The 22,742-nt window shown below is 67.1% G+C and carries 16 protein-coding genes, 3 tRNA genes and 2 pseudogenes; 3 read left to right on the top strand and 18 right to left on the bottom strand.

The window, feature by feature from the left end; all coding sequences use genetic code 11:
• Positions 1-221: 221 nt before the first annotated feature.
• The 7 genes and pseudogenes from LMH63_RS13330 to LMH63_RS13360 all read right to left on the bottom strand — a co-directional run bounded on the left by LMH63_RS13330 (position 222) and on the right by LMH63_RS13360 (position 7,679).
• A complete protein-coding gene (locus LMH63_RS13330; RefSeq protein ID WP_109680404.1) occupies positions 222-3,752 on the bottom strand; it encodes an SIR2 family protein in 3,531 nt (1,176 codons plus the stop codon).
• A gap of 272 nt (positions 3,753-4,024) precedes the next feature.
• On the bottom strand, positions 4,025-5,461 hold the full coding sequence (locus tag LMH63_RS13335; RefSeq protein WP_109680425.1) for an IS1182 family transposase: 1,437 nt from the start codon (positions 5,459-5,461) through the stop codon (positions 4,025-4,027).
• 242 nt (positions 5,462-5,703) lie between these two features.
• Positions 5,704-6,216 carry a S24 family peptidase gene (locus tag LMH63_RS13340; protein ID WP_109679945.1) on the bottom strand — a complete coding sequence of 171 codons (513 nt, stop codon included), beginning with the start codon at positions 6,214-6,216 and terminating at the stop codon, positions 5,704-5,706.
• A 36-nt stretch (positions 6,217-6,252) separates the two neighbouring features.
• A pseudogene (locus tag LMH63_RS13345) lies at positions 6,253-6,629 on the bottom strand (nucleotide pyrophosphohydrolase).
• A gap of 103 nt (positions 6,630-6,732) precedes the next feature.
• Positions 6,733-6,858 (bottom strand): annotated as a pseudogene (locus tag LMH63_RS13350) (type I restriction-modification system subunit M N-terminal domain-containing protein); the annotation flags it as partial.
• Positions 6,859-6,966: 108 nt separating this feature from the next.
• The gene (locus LMH63_RS13355; protein WP_109679944.1) at positions 6,967-7,377 is read right to left on the bottom strand and encodes a type II toxin-antitoxin system VapC family toxin; all 411 of its coding nucleotides are present in this window, start codon (positions 7,375-7,377) and stop codon (positions 6,967-6,969) included.
• The gene (locus LMH63_RS13360; RefSeq protein ID WP_109679943.1) at positions 7,377-7,679 is read right to left on the bottom strand and encodes a hypothetical protein; all 303 of its coding nucleotides are present in this window, start codon (positions 7,677-7,679) and stop codon (positions 7,377-7,379) included. The genes LMH63_RS13355 and LMH63_RS13360 overlap by 1 nt, the downstream gene beginning before the upstream one ends.
• Positions 7,680-7,790: 111 nt before the next feature.
• On the opposite strand from LMH63_RS13360, the gene LMH63_RS13365 reads away from it, so the two are divergent.
• Positions 7,791-7,867, top strand: a tRNA-Arg gene (locus LMH63_RS13365).
• 39 nt (positions 7,868-7,906) lie between these two features.
• Positions 7,907-8,638 carry a PP2C family protein-serine/threonine phosphatase gene (locus tag LMH63_RS13370; protein WP_109679942.1) on the top strand — a complete coding sequence of 244 codons (732 nt, stop codon included), beginning with the start codon at positions 7,907-7,909 and terminating at the stop codon, positions 8,636-8,638.
• A gap of 19 nt (positions 8,639-8,657) precedes the next feature.
• Here the strand turns inward: LMH63_RS13370 and der are convergent, their stop codons facing one another.
• From der to LMH63_RS13400, 6 genes are all read right to left on the bottom strand, one after another.
• Positions 8,658-10,073: a ribosome biogenesis GTPase Der gene (gene der / locus LMH63_RS13375; protein ID WP_109679941.1), complete on the bottom strand. Its 1,416-nt coding sequence runs from the start codon at positions 10,071-10,073 to the stop codon at positions 8,658-8,660.
• A gap of 288 nt (positions 10,074-10,361) precedes the next feature.
• Positions 10,362-11,987 (bottom strand): ABC transporter ATP-binding protein, encoded by a 1,626-nt coding sequence (locus LMH63_RS13380; protein ID WP_109679940.1) that lies wholly within the window; start codon positions 11,985-11,987, stop codon positions 10,362-10,364.
• Positions 11,984-13,018: an ABC transporter permease gene (locus tag LMH63_RS13385; RefSeq protein ID WP_109679939.1), complete on the bottom strand. Its 1,035-nt coding sequence runs from the start codon at positions 13,016-13,018 to the stop codon at positions 11,984-11,986. Before LMH63_RS13385 ends, LMH63_RS13380 begins: the two co-directional genes overlap by 4 nt.
• Positions 13,019-13,022: 4 nt before the next feature.
• Positions 13,023-14,093, bottom strand: coding sequence for a microcin C ABC transporter permease YejB (locus LMH63_RS13390; protein WP_109679938.1), 1,071 nt, complete (start codon positions 14,091-14,093; stop codon positions 13,023-13,025).
• 27 nt (positions 14,094-14,120) lie between these two features.
• Positions 14,121-14,435, bottom strand: a complete 315-nt coding sequence (locus tag LMH63_RS13395) for a hypothetical protein (protein WP_109679937.1) — start codon at positions 14,433-14,435, stop codon at positions 14,121-14,123.
• 26 nt (positions 14,436-14,461) lie between these two features.
• Entirely contained in the window at positions 14,462-16,273 is a 1,812-nt protein-coding gene (locus LMH63_RS13400) for an extracellular solute-binding protein (RefSeq protein WP_109679936.1), read from the bottom strand.
• A 165-nt stretch (positions 16,274-16,438) separates the two neighbouring features.
• On the opposite strand from LMH63_RS13400, the gene LMH63_RS13405 reads away from it, so the two are divergent.
• Entirely contained in the window at positions 16,439-17,236 is a 798-nt protein-coding gene (locus tag LMH63_RS13405; RefSeq protein WP_109679935.1) for an enoyl-ACP reductase FabI, read from the top strand.
• Positions 17,237-17,434: 198 nt separating this feature from the next.
• Here the strand turns inward: LMH63_RS13405 and LMH63_RS13410 are convergent, their stop codons facing one another.
• The 5 genes from LMH63_RS13410 to lon form a co-directional block, all read right to left on the bottom strand.
• On the bottom strand, positions 17,435-19,351 hold the full coding sequence (locus LMH63_RS13410; RefSeq protein ID WP_109679934.1) for a SurA N-terminal domain-containing protein: 1,917 nt from the start codon (positions 19,349-19,351) through the stop codon (positions 17,435-17,437).
• Between the two features lie 121 nt (positions 19,352-19,472).
• Positions 19,473-19,549, bottom strand: a tRNA-Asp gene (locus LMH63_RS13415).
• 10 nt (positions 19,550-19,559) lie between these two features.
• A tRNA-Val gene (locus LMH63_RS13420) sits at positions 19,560-19,635 on the bottom strand.
• A gap of 13 nt (positions 19,636-19,648) precedes the next feature.
• Entirely contained in the window at positions 19,649-19,921 is a 273-nt protein-coding gene (gene hbs, locus LMH63_RS13425; protein ID WP_109679933.1) for a non-specific DNA-binding protein Hbs, read from the bottom strand.
• A gap of 252 nt (positions 19,922-20,173) precedes the next feature.
• The gene (gene lon / locus LMH63_RS13430; protein WP_109679932.1) at positions 20,174-22,606 is read right to left on the bottom strand and encodes an endopeptidase La; all 2,433 of its coding nucleotides are present in this window, start codon (positions 22,604-22,606) and stop codon (positions 20,174-20,176) included.
• Positions 22,607-22,742 lie beyond the last annotated feature (136 nt).

Raw genomic sequence — 22,742 nt, forward strand, 5'->3', positions numbered from 1 at the left:
ATCATCGGCGAGGCGACGTCACAACGAGAAGTGGGTGCTGGCCGGACGCTTACGGTGGAACGGGTTTAGACGAAAAACCTAATAAAGAGGGAATATAATCAGGGCTTAGGGCTCTGTAGGGGTGGACGCTTGCGGCCTCACAGGCGCAGCACCCAAAGGGATGATGGTTCAAAATTAATCCGAAATTCGACACCTAGATTATTGTGGCGTCCCCTGTTCTCCTAAGTACAGCCCATCCGAGCCATCTGCTCAGCGAGTGCCGCTCGGTTCTCGGGCGCAGCTCCCAACTCGTCAAGCCTCTGCGCGATTTTTCGAAGGTCGCCGCATTCCCAGCGAGGAAGACCGGCTCGAACTAACTCTACAAGATACCGCGCCACCTCATCCGGATACTGCTGCAAATACTCGGAGTCAACCAGGGTGTGGGGGATTAGCGCGCGGTCCATAGGAATTCGGCGCATGCGCACTGCGACGTCGACAGCGTGCGGAAACAAATCGCCCATGTGGAGCGGCCATTCCCACATATGACGTAGCTCTGCATCGTCGATAGGTCTAGGGATTGCCATGAGGCGCCTCTCCCAATACTCACGCAGCCATCGACCCCAGAGCTCCCGCCGCGCAAGGTTCTCCATCTGTCGCAGCAGGCGACCAAGCTGGTCGGCGAACGTACCTCTGTCTTCCAGCGAAGCGTGTTGGAAGAATTCCGGTACCCAATCTTGAAGGGGATCATTTAGATGGTAGATGAGCAGCAGGGTTAGTACTCGCGTAAAGCCTTCGCTTCTCTCGGCGAGCAAGCCATCCAGTGCTCTTATGCCTTCTCGAAACGCGGGCTCCATCGCTTCAGCGAGCTTAGGGTTGACGCGCGCCCCAGCGAGAAAGCCATCCCATGCCTGGTGCAAACAGTCCTCGCCTGCAGTTGGCAGAAAGCAAGGCAAGAGTTGCTCTGTTGTCCACTCGGTGTCGTTCTTGAAGAGGAATAACAGTTGGTTAGCCAGAATGGAGCGGGCATACGCTCCGGCTACACTCTCATCTTCGGCGACTGTAGTAAGGGCATTGCGGTGCTCAAGTGGCAGCCCCTCCCCCCCCTCATTGACATGCTGGCGGTAGACTGCAATGGAATGGAGCCAGTACTGGGCTAGAGTGCCGGCTAAGGAGTTGAGAGCCTTTGCAAACCAATCGTCAGGCCTGTTCCCCGGAACTGGCTCATCGCAACTGCTCCATAGCTGCCTCGCGATGCTGTTGGTTCTGGTCTGAAACCTAGCAGCTATCGGTTTCGCGTCCTCGACCAATCGCCGCAGTAAGTCCGCTACGCCTTGCGGGTCGGCACACTGGAGTTCCCGCATCTCGAGCCACTGGATCACGTTCCCCCAGTCTTCCATCTGGAGATCGGCCCGGTGCCAACCGCGCAGGATTGCGCGCCAAAGGTCGGTCTGCCACCGACTCTTGTTCGACAAAGCTGTCGCGAGATCTAGGGACCAATAGAAGTTTTCTTGAACGGCGTTGGATACCGCTGCTAACAATCCTTCGCGGTTTGGACCAAGTAGCCCTTCCCCTCGGAACTCCAGGAGATTATTGACCCATGCTTCCGCCGGACTATTGAGAAGCTCCTCAGAGCTCCAAGGGCTACGATCACCCACCCAGCCAGAGCTCATCCAGAACGTCAGGTCAGGGTGTTCCTGAGGCTGCCACTCGGGAAACGCTTTCCATAGTGCATCCAACTCGCGCTTTGTTTCAACGCAATCAGGCACGGACTCATAGAGCCAGTGTAGCCAATTGAAACGCACGCGAGCGCCAAGTGTTTCAGCGTTCTTATCATCAGGGTCGGGCCATTGGTAACTCGCAATTGCATCTAGGACGTCCCGCCGAGTCTTCTGCCCCGCTTCCGGGTACGAGAGCCTTGCTAACCGATACACTTCGTGATGAGTCGATACCTCATGGAGCCCCGTAGTCTTCAGAAGCAATTGCAGCCGATCGTCCGAGGACATCTGAGTTAGGGTGCTCAACGCATGCGCAGCTAGCCGGCGTAGCAGAGGCGCGTTTGAATCTAGCAGTTGGAGAACCCAACGTTTGCCCCCCTCGTAATTGGCCGCAGACAGCGACTCAAGCGCATCTCGTGCTGAGTCAATCACTGCATCAACCGGTTCCCTAAGCTCATCTTGCTCATGATGCTCTATTGCCGATCTGTGCCAAGTCTCAGGGTCCCCTCCCCGATCCGCTTGGCTCCAGCACGCGAGCGTTCTGTGCGATGCCTCCAATGCAGGTATAGATACCCTCAGTACCTCCTCCGCAAACTCCGAGAGATGAGGTTTAAGTCGCTGTTCCCACAGTTCCGTGAGCGCGTATTCGGTGGAGAGTCGACGTACTTCCCCGGCAACAGCCACCGTGCCCCCAACCGAGCCGTCCACGGCGACGCGTCGCCTCAGATGGAGGCGGGGTGTGACTAGGAGTGCCCATATGTCCAACACCGAGTGGAGCAACCCCTTGTCTGTGCAGCGTTCCGCGAGAAACGTCATGAGATGATGGTCAATTTGCCTCGGCGCGGCAGCAACCAGAAGAGACACCCATTGACTCAGAAGTTCAGCGGAATAGGCGTTACGGTCTTCGCGGTAGAGGGCGAGGACCAGTGCTTGCCACAGTGCAGGGTTGAGCTGTGCACCATGTCGCTCAAGCAGAGAGAAAATCACCGATGCATTCGCGGTGGCATACGTGTTGGCGAGCCATGCGGCGAGTTCCTGTGCCTGTTCCGAGAGGGCGGGTTGGTCGAAAAGTGAGTCAAGATAGCCACGCTCGTTGAGCCACCTAGGCCATTCGGAGTGTGTGGCAGTTTCCAGGAGAAAACGAGTCAAATGGAATTCAGTAAGCGCATGATCAATTTGCCCGACCGACTCCGCGTCCTGGGGCGGACCAGCTTCGGCGATCTCATTGAGTTGCGTGCGCCACTCGAGAGCACCTCTCGAAGCGTGCTGTGCAAGCTTTCCCACACCGTCATACAGTCGTTGATGAGGGTTGTCCTCGTTCGGCTGCTTTTTGTACGGGATGGCTGTAACGCCAAGCAGGTCCCAACGAGTTGGGCTATCCTCGGTTACCTCCATGAGCGCATATCGACCGTACGCACCCGTCGCTGGAATGGCACGGGCTAGGTAGTTCACGACCGCATCCTGATGGCTGTAGCCGACGAAGAGCACCGTGAAGTGCCTGAATAGGCTCACCAAGAATCGCCGTGCCCATCCCTCCAGCAGGTAGGCACGACCGAAGTCTGCGTCCGTCAATACCATGGTGTGTGGGTCACTCAGCCCTCCATGGATATGCACAACGCCCCTAAAGTCAGACCCGACGGGAATTGCCGGTGCTTCGAATGATCGAGGGCGTTGGCCTAGGGCTTCTTCTGCGGCTGCCTCTATGAGGAACTCGAAGTTCGTCGTAACGACTCGCATACGACCGGCTTCTCGAAATAACCGCGCCAGCGCCCTGTGGAGGTCGTTTGGAGCGCCTTGGTTCCCTGAAAGGGCCCGCGCGGCCGTCGTATGAACATCGACCTTGCGACCGTCACCCAACCTTCCCAAGAACCGGTCTGGCGGTTCCTTCTCGCCGGGGGACTCGCCGGTCCCCTGGGCGATGGCGTCGACAAGCTCTCCGAAGCTAGGCATGTTTGATGGGGCGCCGATCGACACTCCCGCGCCGGCCAGCACGACGAGTCGGTCGTCGCGTAGTGCGTCAACGACCTCGTTCGGGAAATCGATTACTCCGAGCTTCATGGTTAGTCGCTATGCACTGAATCCGGCGATAAGAGACAGTTATCACATTCGAACATGTTCATGGTGAATCCGGCCGCTTTGGGTCCAGGCCGTGTGAAAACACCCTCTGAGCAGCGCAGAGGGCGGTTCCGGACCGGCGGTGGGCAGCCACAGCTGCCGTGCCGGAATCTGTACCCGGTCGCAGCAGAGACTCCTCTGCCGATGTATCTACAGGCCGATTATTCCCTAGGAGGGCCGTTGGGCGGTTTCGGGACGGTATGCCGCCCTGCCACTCAAATCTGCATGGCCTCGGCCAGGGGTCTGCAACCGAGGATGTTGACGACCCGTTTGAGGTTGTAGGCGAGCACATGGAGGCTCATCTCGGTGCTCACGTGCTCGAGCGTCTTCGTCAGGAAGTGCGTTGAGCCCATCCAGGATTTCAGTGTGCCGAATGGATGCTCGACAGTTTGCCGCCGGATGCGCATGACCTCCGGGCGACGTTCGAGCCTTGCCTGGACCGCCTCCAGCACGGCTTCATGCTCCCAGCGCTTGATGCGCCGTTGCTGACCACCGGTACACCGGGGGCGCAGCGAACACCCAGGGCAGGCCGAACTCCAGTAGCAGTGAAGCGTCTGTCCCTTCTCGACGGTGGTGAATCGCCATCGGAGGCGCTCGCCGGCCGGGCATTCGTACTCGTCGTCTTCGCTCCGGTAGCGGAAAGCGTGTCGCGGGAATAATCCCTTCGCCTGGTTCCCCGAGGTCTGGGGCTTGGGCAGATAGGTGGTGATGCCGTCGGTTTCGCAGGCGAGGATCTCCTCGCCCTTGAAGTAGCCTCGGTCGGCGACCACCGTGAGTTCCTCCGCTGTCAGCGCTTCCTTGGCCTGCGTGGCCATTCTGGCCAGTTGCCCGCGATCGTTACCTATGTTCGTCACCTCGTGGGCGACGATCAGGTGGTGCTCGCTGTCCACGGCGGTCTGCACGTTGTATCCCACCATGCCGGTGCCGCGGCCACTGGTGGCCATGGAGCGCGCGTCCGGGTCGGTCAGCGAGATCTGTTCATCGGACGCCTGGCGGCGCTGTACTTCGATGGCCGCAAGGCGCTGCGCTTCCTCCTTGAGTCGTGCGATCTTCTCTTTGAGGCGTGTCGTCTTCGCCTCCGCTACCGAGGGCTCGTCGCGATCGGCGTAATCGAGCTGGCCGAGATACCGCTCGATGCTCTGCTCGATTTGCTCCATGCGCCGCTTCATCTTGGCGGCGGTGAAGTTACGGTCGCGATTGTTGACTGCCTTGAACTTGCTGCCGTCGATGACCACCAACGCCTGCGAGAAGAGATTCAGCCGCCGGCACAGCAGCACGAACTCGCGGCACACCCCCCGGATCGCCTTGCCGTTGTCGCGGCGGAAGTCGGCAATGGTCTTGAAGTCCGGTGACAGGCGCTCGGCCAGCCACATGAGCTCGACATTGCGCTGAGTCTCGCGCTCCAGGCGTCGGCTCGACTGAATCCGATTCAGGTAACCGTAGATGTAGATCTTGAGCAGCGTCGCGGGATGATAGGCGGGGCGGCCCGTGGCGTGCGGATCGACACCGTCGAAGCCCAAGGCCCGGAGATTGAGACCTTCCACGAACGCCTCGACGGCCCGGACCGGATTGTCGTCTGCGATGAAGTCATCAAGGTAAGCCGGGAACAGGGTGCTTTGACCACGGGCCTCGCCGACAACGAAGCGCTTCATCGCTTGGTCCCCGCCTTACCGCCGAGGAACCCAGTATACCCCGGGTTTTCACACAGCCTGGGTCGATCCCGGTCACTCATGCCACAGAGATCGAAGCTTCATACTCGCGTCTCGCAGATTCGCGTCCTACCACGTTGCATGGTTAGCCGAGGCGATGGGTTTCGTTGCATACGGTGCGTGCCACGCGGCGGACTGGCACCTCTGTGGCTCCCTTGCTGCCCTACCCAGCCTTTCGCCGCGCACTACAGCGCATCCAGAACCGCGCGGAACACGCCCAGGACCTGCAGCTCGGCCGCGTCGTCGCCGTCGAGGACGATATCCTCGTGACCCGGGGCCAGGGTGTCACAGGCCAGCGTGATGCGATCGTGGCGCCACTCGTTGTCCGGGTCCAAGACCATTTCGCTGCGATAGAGCTTCACGGTCAAGCCGCCGCCGTGGTCCAGTTCCTGGATATCGCGGTGGTAGACGAGGACTACGCGGCCATTACGGCTGCCGCCCGGCTTGGCCTCGAACAGGCAATAGGCGCCGTTCGGAATGCGGCGGTTCATGGATTCGCCCTCGACACGGGCGACGAACAAGTTCGGTCGGGCGCGATAGAAGTCGGGCAGAGCCACCCACGTTTCCGCGTCGTGCAGGTTCGCCGTCTGCGCGAATCCCTCGGCGAATCCGCCTGCCGCTACGGGAATGCGATCGGCGATGCGGTTCTTTCTGACGTCCTCGACGAACGTGCGCTTGTCGCCGCTGTAGACCAGCATGCGTCCCGGCCCCCCGCGGCCGGCTACCCGATGCGCTCAGAGCTCAGTGTACTTGCGGGCGCTCCCCCGCGCCCGGCTCACCGGGTGCTTGTGCTCGTTCTTCTCGATTTTCCGCTCCACCGCCGCCTCCAGACCACGCCCACGCGGTCGGCCAGCAGCAACAGGTAAATCTGCACGTCTGCGAGCTCATCCTGCACTGCATCCCGCTTATCGTCGTCCAGGCCGTCAGATTGCTCCGCGGTCAGCCACTGGAACTCTTCGGAGAGCTCTCCGACCTCTCCCGTGAGCGCCATGACCAGGTTCTTGGGGGTCTGGAACTGCTCCCAGTCGCGCTCACGGACGAAGGCGCGCAGGCGCTGGCGGATGCCCGCGAGCCGATCGGAATTGCCTGAATCATCCATACCACTCTCCATAGCCCTGCCCCGAGGCGGCTTGCGTTCTATCTTGCCCGACCCGCTAACCGTCGACCCCGAAGTGTGCTAACCCCCGGTGCCGTGATCACACGCCTTGTACGCGAACTCGGGCCAGCAACGTGAACGGCAGGATCACCCGCCCGTACTGGGATTGCTTCAGATCACCGCGCAGCAGGTCCGCCACGGACCAGATGAAGGCGGCCGTCCGGGAGTGGTTCTCGGTGTTCAAGGGGCTTTCCGGTTCGCTGTTCCGGTTGATCGCTGGAAGCAGATGATACGCAGGGCACTCCGGGTTTCCGAAGGCTCCCGCCATACGCAGTTCACGGCTGTGTGGTGCTCAGTCGGCAGCAAACCAGTTCTCGACCGCGATACCGGGAACGGGCTCGAAGTGCCGCGTGTTGCGGGTGACGAGGATGAGCCCGGCCTCCAGGGCCGTCGCGGCGAGCAGCGGGTCGAGGCTGCCGCAGGGGCGTCCCTGCCGACGCAGGGAGGCGGCGAGCACGCCCGCTCGCTCGGCGACGGCCTGGGTGACGGGCACCCAGGTGACAAGGGGCAGGAGCTGATCCGCGATTCGCGCCCAGAAATCATCCGCGTCGTCACGCAGGGCGGCACCGTAGCGGAGCTCGTAGCGCGTGACCGCCGAGCCGAACAGGGACGCGCTCGTGTTCTCGCCAAGGCGCCGGACGACGCCGGCATCCGGATGCCGACGCACCACCTCGCTCAGGATGTTCGTATCCAGCAGGTACATCAGCGGCGCTCGCTGAAGGGATCGCGCGGCGGTTGCTCACGGTCGGCGTCCCGCAGCTGCGCCAGCGCGTCGAAAAAGGCCTCGTCCTCGATGCCTTTGGGGTTGGTGTATTGGCCGTCTTCATCGAGAACCAGCTCCGAGCGCCAGCGCTGCACCGGATCGCTCGACGGCTGGTTTGGCGGGCACTCCATTCCACGGCGCAGCAGCTCCTCGACGACGTCCTTGAGGCGACGATCCGAGCGCGCGGCCCGAACGCGGATGGCGCGCATCAGGTCATCCGGCAGCTCCAAGGTGGTCTTCATGCCCATATCCCCACGAAACCATATTGATGGATACCGTAACGTAGGCCGCTCCGATCTGGAACAGGCCGGGCGTGAGCCGGGCACCGGTCCGACGTTATACTGCGCGCCGACGCCCCGGTAGCTCAGTCGGATAGAGCAATCGCCTCCTAAGCGATAGGTCGCAGGTTCGAGTCCTGCCCGGGGCACCATTTTTCCCCGCGCGCCCAGGGGCGCTGCCGGAAGGCCCTATGCCCGTAGCGATTGCCGGTTACAGCCATGTGGGGCGGGTTCGCGCCCGCAACGAGGACGCCATCGACTGGGACGACGCGCTCGGTGTCGCCGTGGTGGCGGACGGGCTGGGCGGGCACCCTGCCGGGGACGTGGCGAGCCGGCTGGCCGTCGAGGCCGTGCTGCACATGGCGCGGAACGAGAGTGGGGGCGGGAACTGGCTCGAGGCCGGCGGCGATCCCGTGAGCGCGACGCAGCTCGCGCATCAGACGCTGCTGGCACACGGCCGGCGCCACCGCTCAACGGCGGGCATGGGGACGACCCTGGTGGTCGCGGTCCGGGCGCCGGGGCGGGTGGTGCTCGCCCATGTGGGGGATTCCCGGGCCTACCGCTTCCATGCCGGCGCCCTCGAGCGCCTGACGCGGGACCACAACGCCGCCCAGGAGGCGGTCAGCGAGGGCCGCATGACGGCGGCGCAGGCACGGATGTCGCCGGAGCGGCATCACCTGACCCGGGCAGTGGGCGTGGACCCGGACGTGCGCCCCGAGCGCACCGAGAGCGTCCTCGAGGCCGATGACTGGCTGCTGCTCGCGAGCGACGGTCTGACCGGTGAGGTGGACGATGCCGAGATCGAATCCATCCTCGCCGAGGCGGCGGATCCGGCCGACGCGGCCCGGCGGCTGGTGACCGCCGCCATCGGGCATGGCGGGCGGGACAACGTGTCGGTGGTGGTGATGCCCGGGGTGGGTTGAGGCACCCCACGGTCGGAGCCTACCGCTTGATATGCCGCAGCATCCGCTTGCGCTTGGCCTGCTGCCTCGGGGTGAGGCGGTTGCGGCGGCCGGCGTAGGGGTTCTGGCCGGTGCGGAATTCCAGGGCGATGGGCGTGCCCCAGAGGTTGAGCTCGCGGCGGAAGCGGTTGGTGAGATACCGGCGGTAGGTGTCCGGCAGGGCCGCGGTCTGGTTGCCGTGGATGACGATGGTCGGCGGGTTGCGGCCGCCCTGGTGGGCGTAGCGCAGCTTGATGCGCCGGCCGCGCACCAGCGGCGGCTGGTGGGCCTCCACCGCGTCGGCCAGGATCTCGTTGAGCCGCGGGGTCTCCAGGTCGCGGCCGGCGGCGGCGTGGACCTCGCGCACCGCGTCCAGCAGCAGGCCGACGCCGCTGCCGTGCAATGCGGAGATGAAGTGCGGCCGGGCGAAGTCGAGGAAGCCGAGCTTCACGTCCAGGCCGCGGCGCACGTCGTCGCGCTCGTCGGGGGTGAGGCCGTCCCACTTGTTCACGGCGAGCACCAGGCCGCGGCCCGCTTCGAGCACGTGGCCGATGAGGTGGGCATCCTGCTCGGAGACGTTCTCCCGGGCATCCACCACCATGATGACGACGTGGGCGGCCTCCACCGCCTGCAGCGTCTTCACCACGCTGAACTTCTCCACCGCCTCGCGCACTCGCCGCCGGCGGCGGACGCCGGCGGTGTCGATGAGGGTGTAGGCCTGCCCGTCGCGCTCGAAGGGGATGAAGATGCTGTCCCGCGTGGTGCCGGGCATGTCGTAGACGAGCACCCGCTCCTCGCCGAGCAGGCGGTTCACCAGGGTGCTCTTGCCGACGTTGGGGCGTCCGACGACGGCGACGCGGATGGCGTCCTCGGCCTCCGCCTCCTCCGGCGGCAGCTCGGCCTGGTCCAGCGTGTCCTCCTCCGCCGGCAGCAGGGTATCCAGCACGTGGTCCATCAGCCGGCGCACGCCGCGGCCGTGGGCGGCGGCGATCATCATCGGCTCGCCGAGGCCCAGGCTGTGGAAGTCGGCGCCGGCGACGTCGGCATCGAGCCCGTCGATCTTGTTGACCACCAGCTGCACCGGCCTGCCCCGGCGGCGCAGCTCCGCCACCAGGGCCTCGTCGCCGGGGGTGACGCCGGTGCGCGCGTCGGTGAGGAAGAGCACCAGGTCGGCTTCGTCCAGCGCCCGCTGCGGCTGGCTCTGCATGCCGTGGTAGACGCCGTCGTCGGGCTCGCCGAGGCCGCCGGTATCGATGACCACGTAGGGCCGCCGGCCGACCCGCCCGCGCCCGTACTGGCGATCCCGGGTGAGGCCGGGGAAGTCCGCCACCAGCGCGTCGCGGGTGCGCGTGAGCTGGTTGAACAGGGTCGACTTGCCGACGTTGGGCCGGCCGACGAGGGCGATGACGGGGTCCATGGGGGGCGCTACCGGGGCGGGAGTGGCTTCATTCCTGGGGGCGGAGAATAACAGAGCGCCGGGGGCCTTGCGGGCCGGTTTCGGGTTTCGGGTTCCATGTTTAAGGTTCAGCGCCTTTCGGTGAGGGGCTAAGGCGTGGCCGTGATCATCGCTCCAAGTTTGCACCGCCGCTGCGAGGCGGTTCGCGGCGGGGGCGCCGCTCCTACAGCATCGGGATGTCGCACACCGCCTGCGGCGGTGCACGACCTACGGGTCCCTTGCCACTTGTTACTTGCAGCTTGCAACTTGTTACTTACCACTCGCCGCCTGCCACTGCGGCGCGCCCAGCGCCGCCGCCATCAGGCGCTGCGTGTAGGGGTGCTCGGGGCGGTCGAAGACGCGCTCGGCTTCGCCGGCCTCCACCACCTTGCCGGCCTGCATGACCATGATGCGGTGGCTCATGGCGCGGACCACCTTGAGATCGTGGCTGATGAAGAGATAGGCGAGGCCGTGGCGGGCCTGGAGGTCGCGCAGTAGATCGATGAGCTGGCTCTGCACGGAGCGGTCCAGCGCCGAGGTGGGCTCGTCGAGGACGATGAGCCTCGGCTTCAGCACCACGGCGCGGGCGACGGCGACGCGCTGGCGCTGGCCGCCGGAGAGCTCGTGCGGGAAGCGCTCGGCGATGGCCGGGTCGAGGCCCACCTCGGCCAGCGCCTCACGGGCGAGCCGCCCGCGCTCGGCGGCGTCGGCGCCGATGCGGTGCACGCCCAGGCCCTCGCCGACGATCTGCTCCACGGACATGCGCGGGCTGAGGCTGCCGTAGGGGTCCTGGAAGACCACCTGCATCCCCCGCCGCAGCGGTCGCAGGGCGCGCTTGCCGAGGCCGCTGATGTCCCGGCCGTCGAAGCGGATGGCGCCGGTGGCCGACTGCAGGCGCAGCAGCGCCATGCCGAGGGTGGTCTTGCCGGAGCCGCTCTCCCCCACCACGCCCAGCGTCTCTCCGGGGCCCACGTTGAGGCTCACGCCGTCCACGGCGCGCAGGTGGTCCACCACCCGGTGCAGCACGCCGCCCCGGCGCGGGAACCAGACCCGCAGGTCCTCCGCCGCCATCACCGGCGCGCCGCCGCCGGATGGTGCCGGCCGGCCTGAGGGCTCGGCCGCGAGCAGCGAACGGGTGTACTCGTGACGGGGTTGGTCGAACACCTCGGCGAGGCTGCCCTGCTCCACCACGCGGCCGCGCTGCATCACCGCTACCCGGTCGGCGATGCGGCGCACGATGTTGAGGTCGTGGCTGATGAACAGCAGCGCCATGCCGAGGCGGCGCTTGAGGTCCGCCAGCAGCTCCAGGATCTCGGCCTGGATAGTGACGTCGAGCGCGGTGGTGGGCTCGTCGGCGATCAGCAGCGCCGGGTCGTTGGCCAGCGCCATGGCGATCATCACGCGCTGGCGCTGACCGCCGGAGAGCTGGTGGGGGAAGGCGTTGAGCCGGTTCGCCGCCTCCGGCAGCCGCACCAGCTCCAGCAGCGCGACGATACGCTCCCGCGCCTGCTGCCGGGTCATGCCCTGGTGGATGCGCAGGCTCTCGCCGATCTGCTTCTCCACGGTATGCAGCGGGTTGAGGGAGGTCATGGGCTCCTGAAAGACCATGCCCATGGCCCCGCCGCGGAGCTGGCGCAGCCGCTCCGCAGGGGCAGTGAGCAGCTCCTCGCCGCGCAGGCGGATGCTGCCGCGGGGGTGCGCGGCGTAGGGATAGGGCAGCAGCCGCGGCACGGAGAGCGCCGTGACCGACTTGCCGGAGCCGCTCTCCCCCACCAGCGCCAGGGTCTCGCCGGCGGCGAGGGTCAGATCCACGCCCTCGGCGGCGACCACCCGCCCCGGGCCGTGACCGAAGGTGACGTCCAGCCCGCGGATGGCGAGCAGCGGCGCCTCGCTCATGCGCCCCCCTGCAGCGTCTTGCGCGGGTCGAAGGCGTCCCGCGCCGCCTCGCCGATGAACACCAGCAGTGAGAGCATGATGGCGAGGGAGAAGAACGCCGTCAGCCCGAGCCACGGCGCCTGCAGGTTGGCCTTGCCCTGGGCCAGCAGCTCGCCCAGCGACGGCGAGCCCGGCGGCAGACCGAAGCCGAGGAAGTCCAGCGAGGTGAGGGTGGTGATGGAGCCGGTGAGGATGAACGGCATGAAGGTGATGGTGGCCACCATGGCGTTGGGCAGGGCGTGGCGGACGATGATGACGCTGTCGGAGACGCCCAGCGCCCGCGCCGCCTTGACGTAGTCGAAGTTGCGCACCCGCAGGAACTCCGCGCGCACCACCCCCACCAGCTGGGTCCAGCTGAACAGCAGCATGATGGTCAGCAGCCACCAGAAGTTCGGCTGCACGAAGCCGGACATGATGATGAGCAGGTACAGCACCGGCAGCCCGCCCCAGATCTCGATGAAGCGCTGGCCGAAGAGGTCCATGCGGCCGCCGAAGTAGCCCTGCACCGCGCCCACGGCGACGCCGATGAGGGAGCTCGCGATGGTGAGCGCGAGGCCGAACAGCACCGAGATGCGAAAGCCGTAGATCAGCCGCGCCAGCACGTCCCGGGCCTGGTCGTCGGTGCCGAGCCAGTTCTCCGCCGAGGGCGGCGCCGGCGCGGCGCTGCGGGAGTCGTAGTTGATGGTGCGGTAGTGGTAGCGGATGGGCGGCCAGAGCATCCAGCCCTGCTCGTTGATCAGCTCCTGGACGAACTCGTCGCGGTATTCGGCCTCGGTGGCGAAGTCCCCGCCGAAGGTGGTCTCCGGGTAGCTCACCAGCACCGGGAAGTAGAGCTCGCCGTCGTAGTGCACCAGCAGCGGGCGCTCGTTGGCGAGGAATTCCGCCCCGAGGGAGAGCACGAACAGCACCGTGAACAGCCACAGCGACCACCAGCCCCGGCGGTTGCGGCGGAACTGCTGCCAGCGGCGCTGGTTGATGGGGGAGAGCGCCACGCCCTCAGCCCTCGCGGGTCTCGAAGTCGATGCGCGGGTCCACCGCGACGTACATCAGGTCCCCGAGCAGGTTCAGCGCGAGCCCCACCAGGGTGAAGATGAACAGGCTCCCGAACACCACCGGATAGTCGCGGTTGACCACCGCCTGAAAGCCCAGGAGCCCGAGCCCGTCCAGCGAGAAGATCACCTCGATCAGCAGCGCACCGGTGAACAGCACGCCGACGAACGCCGCCGGGAAGCCGGCGATGACGATGAGCATGGCGTTGCGGAAGACGTGCCCGTAGAGCACCCGGCGCTCGGTGACGCCCTTGGCCCGGGCCGTCATCACATACTGCTTGTGGATCTCCTCGAGGAAGGAGTTCTTGGTGAGCATGGTGAGCCCGGCAAAGCCGCCGATGACCATGGAGATCACCGGCAGGGTCAGGTGCCAGAAGTAGTCGGCGATGCGCGCCGGCCAGGAGAGCTCCTCCCAGTTGTCGGAGACCAGCCCGCGCAGGGGGAACCAGTCCAGATAGGTGCCGCCGGCGAACAGCACGATCAGCAGGATGGCGAACAGAAATCCCGGGATGGCGTAGCCGACGATCACCACCGCGCTGGTCCAGACATCGAACACGGAGCCGTCGCGCACGGCCTTGCGGATGCCGAGGGGAATGGAGATGAGGTAGGTCAGCAGCAGGGTCCAGACGCCCAGGGACACCGACACCGGCAGCTTCTCGCCGATCAGCTCGAGCACGCTGCGGTCGCGGTAGAAGCTCTCGCCGAAATCCAGCCGCACGTAGTCCCAGAGCATCTTCAGGAAGCGCTCGTGGGCCGGGCGGTCGAAGCCGAACTGTGCCTCCAGCTCGGCGATGAACTCCGGATCAAGGCCGCGGCCGCCGCGGCTCTCGCCGGCCACCTCGTCGGCGGCCACGCCGGAAAAACGCGAGGTGGAGTACTCGGCGGTGCCCTGCAGCTGCGCCACCACCTGCTCGATGGGCCCGCCCGGGGCGAACTGCACGATCACGAAGTTGATCAGCAGCACGCCGAGGAGCGTGGGCACCATCAGCAGCAGACGGCGCGCGATATAGGCGTACATGGGCGGGGAGTGCTCTTCCCTAGGGCCTCAGCCGCCTCCGCCGGTGGGTACGTCGCCGTGGGGCTCGCTGTGGCGGAGCTGCTCGACGGCGCCCCTCACCGCGGCCGCCGCCGCCGCATCCGGCCCGCTGTCGGCGGCGGCGATGATGGCATCGGTACGCAGCACGGCCTCCTCCACGCGCGCCGTGCCGGTGAGCATCAGCACCTGGGTGCTCGCCTCCGGGTGCAGCCCCTCCTCGCCGTTCCAGTGTGTGGTCACCAGCACCACGCCGGCCTCGCGGGCGAGCCGCCCTACTTCCTCCTCGATGGCGCGGGCACCGTGCTCCAGGGCGTCGTCGGTCATGTCCGGGTTTGCTCCGTTAGGGTCTGTCAGCGGTTGTCGACGCGCTCGGCCTTGTCCTCGTCGTACCACCAGGTATCCAGAGCAAGGCCGTAGGGCGGGTTCTGCGGGGGCCGGCCGAAGCGGTCCCAATAGGCGACGCGGTAGACGTCGGTATGCCAGTTGGGCACGGCGTAGAAGCCGTACTGCAGCACGCGGTCCAGCGCCCGGGTGCGGGTCACCAGCGCCTCGCGCGTGGGCGCATCGATGACCCGCTCCACCAGCTCGTCCACCACCGGATCGCAGACGCCGGCAACGTTGCGGCTGCCCTGGGTCTCGGCGGCGGCGCAGCTCCAGAAGTCGCGCTGCTCGTTGCCGGGGGAGAGGGACTGCGGCGCCACGTGCACGGTCATGTCGAAGTCGAACTGGTCCATCCGGTTCTGGTACTGGGTGGGGTCCACCGTGCGCACCGAGACCTCGGCACCGAGCCGCTCCAGGTTCTGCTCGAAGGGCAGCACCACGCGCTCGAATGACGGGCTCACCAGCAGGATCTCGAAGCGCATCTCGCGCCCGCTCTCCTGATGGGTGAGGACCCCGTCCTGCACCTGCCAGCCGGCCTCGCGCAGCAGCGCCATGGCCTCGCGCAGGTTCTGGCGCAGCGAGCGGCCCTCGGTACTCGGGGGCTGGTAGGCCTGGGTGAACACCCGCTCGGGCAGCTGGTCACGGTGCGGCTCCAGCAGCTCGAGCTCGGCCGCGGACGGCAGCCCGGTGGCGGCGAGCTCGGAGTTCTCGAAGTAGCTGCGGGTGCGCTCGTAGGCGCCATAGAAGAGATTCTCGTTGGTCCACTCGAAATCGAAGGCGTAGGTCAGGGCCTCGCGCACCTGCGGGTCGCTGAAGATCTCCCGCCGGGTGTTGAAGAAGAACCCCTGCATGCCGGCGGGCTGGCTGTGGGGGATCTCCTCCTTGCGCAGCAGGCCGCGCTCCACGGCGTCGATGTCATAGGCCGTGGCCCAGTTGCGGGCCACGTTTTCCTGGCGCAGGTCGTACTCGCCGGCCTTCAGCGCCTGCAGGGCGACGGTGCCGTCACGATAGTAGTCGTAGCTGATGCGCCCGATGTTGTGGTGCCCGCGTTTCACCGGCACATCCTCGGCCCAGTAGTCGGCCACGCGCTCGTAGACGATGCGCCGGCCGGGCTCGACCTCCACCACGCGATAGGGGCCGCTGCCGAGGGGCGCTTCCAGCGTGGTGGCGGTGAAGTCCCGGTCCTCCCAGTAGTGCTGCGGCAGCACCGGCATCTGGCCGATGATCAGCGGCAGCTCCGGGTTCTGCGTGGTGGCGAAGTGGAAGGTCACCTGCCGCGGCCCGGTCTGCTCGGCGCGCTCGACGTCACGGTAGTAGAGCCGATACTGGGGATGGCCGTCCTGCTTCAGGCGCTGGAAGGTGAAGACCACGTCCTCGGGGGTCACCGGCTCGCCGTCGTGGAAGCGCGCCGCCTCGCGCAGGGTGAAGCGCACGTGGCTGTTGTCCTCGGCCACCTGGATGCGCTCGGCGAGCAGGCCGTACTCCGTGAACGGCTCGTCCAGAGAGCGCTCGGTGAGGGTGTCGTAGACGAGGCCGAGGCCCGCGGCCGGCGTGCCGCGGAGGATGAAGGGGTGGAGGCTGTCGAAGGTGGACGCGGCGACGTTGGCGAGCCGCAGGGTACCGCCCTTGGGAGCGTCGGGGTTGACGTAGTCGAAGTGCTCGAACCCGGGGCCGTACTTCGGCTCGCCGTGCATGGCCAGGGCATGGTCGTCGGCGGCGGCCTGGCCGGCGGCGAGCGCCAGCACGAGGGCGAGGCAGACGAGGCATCGTTTGGCGTGCATGGGTCTCCCCTCTCCGCGAATCCCGCTCATCCTAGCACTCGGCCAGCGCCGCAGGCCCGTCGGCCCGACTTGTCCCGGGAGAACCGGAGTCAGTAGTGTAAGCGCGTTTCCGGCGGCCGCCCGGCGGCCATCACTGCTGACCACAAGACCGCGGGGTTCGGTTCCATGGGATTTCTGTCTGACCGCAAGGCGCTGGTGGTAGGCATCGCCAGCAACCGTTCCATTGCCTGGGGCATCGCCGAGGCGCTGCACCGCGAGGGCGCGCAGCTGGCGCTCACCTACCAGAACGACAAGCTCAAGAAGCGCGTCGAGCAGTGCTCGGAGGCCTGCGGCGGCGGGCCAGTGCTGCCCCTGGACGTGACCGACGACGCCCAGATCGACGCCGTGTTCCAGCACCTGCAGGAGGCCTGGGGCGGGCTGGACATCCTCGTCCATGCCGTCGGCTTCGCGCCGCGGGAGGAGCTGGAGGGCTCGTTCGTGGACAACACCACCCGCGGCGGCTGGGCCATGGCCCAGGACATCAGCGCCTACAGCTTCGTGGCGCTGGCCCGCGGCGCCCGGCCGCTGATGCAGGGCCGCAACGCCAGCCTGCTGACGCTGACCTACCTCGGCGGCGAGCGCGCCCTGCCCAACTACAACGTCATGGGTCCGGCGAAGGCGGCGCTGGAGGCGAGCGTGCGCTACATGGCCTACGACCTCGGGCCCGATGGGATCCGCGTCAACGCCATCTCCGCGGGGCCGATCCGCACCCTCGCCGCCTCCGGCATCGGCAACTTCCGCAAGATGCTGGACTACAACGCCCAGGCGGCACCGCTGCGGCGCAACGTCGGCATCGACGAGGTGGGCAACGCGAGCGCGTTCCTCTGCTCGGATCTCGCCTCCGGCATCACCGGCGAGGTGGTGCACGTGGATGCCGGCTTCCACGCCGTGGCGCTCTCCGGGGCGGAGTTCGAGAGCCAGTAGCGGCGGCCCGCCGCCGCCCGCGGGGCGGGCCATCCCGCCTATCTCACCGATTCACGGCTGCGGGCGCGGATCTGGCGGACAGGCCGGCGTTGCGCTCGGTCCGGGTGCTCGACGTACTGTCGAGTACGCCTGCACGCCCGGACTCTCCCGCGCCTTGTCCTCCACGCCCTCGCTGCGCGCACCGGTGAGATCTGCGGGCTAGAGCCGGTCCTCGCGGATGGAGATATCCGCCTCCTCCCGCAGCGCGGCCACCAGGGCCTCGAAGGCGGCGTTGCCGTCGAGGCGGTCCAGGGTGCTGCGCAGCTGCGCCCGCTCCTCGTCGCCGAGGTCGGAGACGTCGCCGGGCCGGACCGCGTCCACCATCACCACGGCCCAGCCGCCGTCCAGGCGGGCCAGCTCCGCCGCCTGTTCGTCCCCGGCCACGGCCAGGCGGAAGGCCTGCTCGCGCACGGCCGCCGGAACCTCGCCGGAGTCCCGGCGGATCCAGCGCGGCGACTGCGCGCTCACGCCCTCGCTGGCCTCCCCGGCGACGGCCTCGAAGGCCTCGCCATCGGCGAGCCGCTGCTGCAGGGCCTCGGCCCGCTCGCGGGCGGCGTCCGCGGCGCGCGCCTCGCGCACCGCCGCCTCGACGCGGTCACGCACCTCGTCCAGGGGCTCTACCGCGGCGTCGCGATGATCGGCGACCCGGATCACGGCATAGCGATTGCCCTCCAGCTCCAGCAGGTCGCTGTTGACCCGCTCGCCGATGCGCTCCTCGCTGAAGGCCGCCTCGAGCACCGCGGGCTCGGCCGCGATGCCCTCGCCGCCGCCCTCCGGGGTGATCCAGTCGGTCTCCTGCACCTCGATGCCCAGCGTCTCGGCCGCAGGCTGCAGGCTGTCCGGGTTCTCGAAGGCCAGGGTCTCGAGCTCGTTGCCGAGCTCGTAGAGCCGGCGCTCGGCACGCTCCCGGGCCACTTCCGCCCGAAGCTCGTCGCGCAGCTCTTCGAAGGCGGGCACGTCCGCCGAGCGCACCTCCGTGACCTCGATCAGGTGCCAACCGAACTCCGTGCGCACGGGCTCGCTCAGCTCGCCTTCCTCCAGGGACCAGGCGGCCTCCTCGAAGGGCTCGACGAAATCGCCCTGCCGCACGAGGCCAAGGTCGCCCCCCTGACGGGCTGAGCCGGGGTCGTCCGAGGCGTCCTCGGCCACCTGCGCGAAGGACTCGCCGCCCTGGATGCGCTCGCGCAGTGCCTGCGCCTCCTCGCGGGCCTCCGCCACCGCCGCCTCGTCGGCGGACTCGGGCACCTCCACGAGGATGTGACGGATGCGCCTGGGCGCGCCGCGCTCGGCCTGGGCGACGCGCTCCTCGTAGCGCTCGCGCAGGGTGTCCTCGTCCACCTCGATGTCGGCAGCGAGGCGCTGCGGGTCGAGCAGGACGTAGCGCAGCCGCACCGCCTCCGGCCGGCGGTAGTCGTCCCGGTTGGCCTCGTAGTATTCCTGCACGGCCGCGTCGTCGACGCTCACCTCGTCCTCGAAGGCAGCGGCGGAGACGCTCAGCCAGCCGGCGCGCCGCTCCTGGCGCTGCAGCGCCACCAGGCGCTCGATCTCCGCGTCGCTGGTGATGGCGGTGCCAACCACCGCATCGCGCAGCGCCTCCAGGGCCAGATCCCGGCGCAGCTGGGCCTCGTACTGCTCGGGGGTGATGTTGTTCTGGGACAGCAGGCTGCGGTAGCGCTCCACGGAGAACTCCCCGTCCACCTGGAACACGGACTGCCGGCGCAGGGCATTGGCGACGTCCTGGTCGGCCACGCGCAGCCCGGCATCCTGGGCGTAGCCGAGGAGGAGCTGGCGGTCGATGAGCTGCTGCAAGGTCTCGCGGCGCAGCTGCTGGTCGTCGAACATCGCCGGGTCGAAGCGGTCTCCCAGGGCCTCGCGCAGCTGCGCCTGGCGCTGGCGGTGCGCCTGGTCGAGGCGGGTGCGGGTGATCTCCTCGCCGTTCACCGTCGCCACCGTCTGCGCGCCGCCGCCCTCGGCGAGATAGTTGTACATCCCGAACAGGGCGAAGGGGATGACAAGGAGCGCGACGATGACGTACGCGATCCAGCCTCGGGTGCGGTCTCGGATGGCTTGCAGCATGTCTGTCCAGTGTCCGTCGGCGGCGCCGGGCGCCGCATGGTAGCCCCGGTGGGGGCGGAGGCGTCACCTGCCGGAAAGCAAAAAGGCGCCGTGGGGCGCCTTCCGGGTGCTGGGATGAAGATGGCGGAGCGGACGGGACTTGAACCCGCGACCTCCGGCGTGACAGGCCGGCATTCTAACCAGCTGAACTACCGCTCCGTATTCGTTTTGGTGGGTGGTGAGGGGTTCGAACCCCCGACATTCGCCTTGTAAGGGCGACGCTCTCCCAGCTGAGCTAACCACCCCGCGAAAAGGCCGCTAGTTTACGGCATCCTTCAGGGCCTTGCCAGCCTTGAATCCGGGCACCTTGGACGCCGGGATGTTGATCGAGGCGCCGGTGCGCGGATTACGACCGGTGCGGGCGGCCCTCTCGCGGACGGTAAACGTCCCGAAACCCACCAGTGTGACCTGATCTCCCTCCTTCAGCGCGTCCGTGACCGAAGAGACGAACGCATCCACCGCCCGGGTGGCAGCGGACTTGGAAATGTCCGCGGACTGGGCGACGGCTTCGATGAGCTCCGACTTGTTCATTTGGTCTTCCCCTTGATGGTTCTTGGTCTTGGCCGGCGCCGACCGCGCCCTGACGAGCACGGCGCCGTGACAACGACGGAGCCCATGCTAGCGTTGCTCCCCCGCGGGGACAATGCCCCAGGGGCCGGACCGACCACCGCTCCCCCGAAAGACTCTTCCGCTGGTCGACCGGAGAGCGGATGCCGCCGCGCAGGCCGCGGTGGCATCGCCGGTCTTATATCAGTCAGGTTTTTCAGGTGTCAACGACGCCCCTCAGTGGGCGCGGACCACATCACGCTTGCGCCGGCGCTTGGCGGGAGCCTCCTCCTTGCTGCCGGTCTCCTCCGGCAGCGGCGTCGGCCGCGCGGTGAGCGCCACCTCCAGCACCTCGTCGATCCAGCGCACCGGGCGGATGTCGAGCTTGCCCTTGATGTCCCTGGAGATCTCGGTGAGATCCTTGCGGTTCTCCTCGGGGATGAGCACCGTGTCGATGCCGCCGCGCAGGGCCGCCAGCAGCTTCTCCTTGAGGCCGCCGATGGGCAGGATCTCCCCGCGCAGCGTGATCTCGCCGGTCATGGCCACATTGGCCCGCACCGGGATCTCGGTGAGCGCCGAGACCAGCGCCGTGCACATCCCGATGCCGGCACTCGGGCCATCCTTCGGGATGGCGCCCTCGGGGACGTGGACGTGGACGTCCAGCTTCTGGTGGAACTCGGGGTCGATGCCGAGGGGGCGGGCGCGGCTGCGCACCACCGTCATCGCCGCCTGGATCGACTCCTTCATGACGTCGCCGAGCTGGCCGGTGTTGCTGAGCCGGCCCTTGCCGGGCATCACCGCGCTCTCGATGGTCAGCAGCTCGCCCCCCACCTCGGTCCAGGCAAGACCGGTGACGCGGCCGACCTGATCGTTCTCCTCGGCCATCCCGTAACGGTAGCGGCGCACGCCGAGGTACTTGTCCAGATTCTGGGTCGTGACCTGGACGCGGCCATCGCGGGGCTTCAGCAGGATGCCCTTGACCACCTTGCGCGCGATCTTGGCGACCTCGCGCTCCAGGTTGCGCACGCCGGCCTCGCGGGTGTAGTGGCGGACGATGTCGCGCAGGGCGTTGTCGCTGATCTCGAGCTCGCGCTGCTTGAGGCCGTTGGCCTTGACCTGCTTCGGCACCAGATAGCGCTTGGCGATGTTGACCTTCTCCTCCTCCGTGTAGCCCGGCAGGCGGATGACCTCCATGCGGTCGAGCAGCGGCGCCGGGATGTTCATGGTGTTCGCCGTGCAGACGAACATCACGTCGGAGAGGTCGAAGTCCACCTCCAGGTAGTGGTCGTTGAAGGTGGCGTTCTGCTCGGGGTCCAGCACCTCGAGCAGGGCCGAGGCGGGATCGCCCCGGAAGTCCATCGCCATCTTGTCCACCTCGTCGAGGAGGAACAGCGGGTTGCGCGTACCCACCTTGGAGAGCTTCTGCACGATCTTGCCCGGCAGCGAGCCGATGTAGGTGCGCCGGTGGCCACGGATCTCGGCCTCGTCGCGCACGCCGCCCAGGGACATGCGCACGAAGCGGCGATTGATCGCCCGGGCAATGGACTGGCCGAGGGAGGTCTTGCCGACGCCGGGCGGGCCCACCAGGCACAGGATCGGGCCCTTGAGCTTGCGCACCCGCTGCTGGACGGCCAGATACTCGAGGATCCGCTCCTTGACCTTCTCCAGGCCGTAGTGGTCGGCATCGAGGATCTGCTCGGCGCGCTTGAGGTCGTGGCGCACGCGGGTGCGCTTCTTCCAGGGCACGCTCACCATCCACTCGAGATAGTTGCGCACCACCGTCGCCTCGGCGGACATCGGGGACATGAGCTTGAGCTTGGAGAGCTCCTGGTCCGCCTTCTCCCGGGCCTCCTTGGACATGCCCGATTCCTCGATCTTCTTCTCGAGGTCCTCGATCTCGTTGGGCACGTCCTCCAGCTCACCCAGCTCCTTCTGAATGGCCTTCATCTGCTCGTTCAGGTAGTACTCGCGCTGCGACTTCTCCATCTGCTGCTTGACGCGGCCGCGGATGCGCTTTTCCACCTGCAGGATGTCGAGCTCGCCCTCGATCAGCGCCATCAGGTGCTCGAGGCGGGCGCGCGGATCCTCCATCTCGAGGATCTTCTGCTTCTCCTCGATCTTGAGGCTCATGTGCGCAGCGACGGTGTCCGCCAGTCGCCCCGGCTCCTCGATCCCCTGCAGCGAGGAGAGGATCTCCGGGGGCACCTTCTTGTTCAGCTTGACGTACTGCTCGAACAGCGACATCAGCGAGCGGGTCATCACCTCGACCTCGCGATCCCCGCCGACGTCGGGCTCGGGCAGCACCTCGAGGCCGGCCGCGAAATACTCGCCGCCGGTGTCGAGGCCGCGCACGCGGGCGCGCTCGGCCCCCTCCACAAGCACCTTCACGGTGCCGTCGGGGAGCTTGAGCATCTGCAGGATGTTGGCCAGCGTGCCGACATCGTAGATGTCGTCGGCCCCGGGCTCGTCCACCTCGGCGCTGCGCTGGGCCACCAGCAGGATGCGCTTGTCCACCGCCATGGCGGCTTCCAGGGCCTGGATGGACTTCTCGCGGCCAACGAACAGCGGGATGACCATGTGCGGATAGACGACGACGTCACGCAGCGGGAGTACCGGCGTGCCCTGGTCGCTACCCTGGAGAGCGCCCTCGGTGGAGGCTTCCTGGCTCATAGGGATTCCTCGATCGGCTGGGACGGCGCGGCGTGCGCACCGCCACGGGGTTCGGGGGGAGAGATGCGGACGCATCCCCGCGCTTTCAATGCGGGAATGATACCAGCGGCGCGCGCCGGCAGGCACACCGCCGGAC

Origin of the sequence: Spiribacter halobius (assembly GCF_020883455.1) — a bacterium.
Lineage (GTDB): Bacteria > Pseudomonadota > Gammaproteobacteria > Nitrococcales > Nitrococcaceae > Sediminicurvatus > Sediminicurvatus halobius.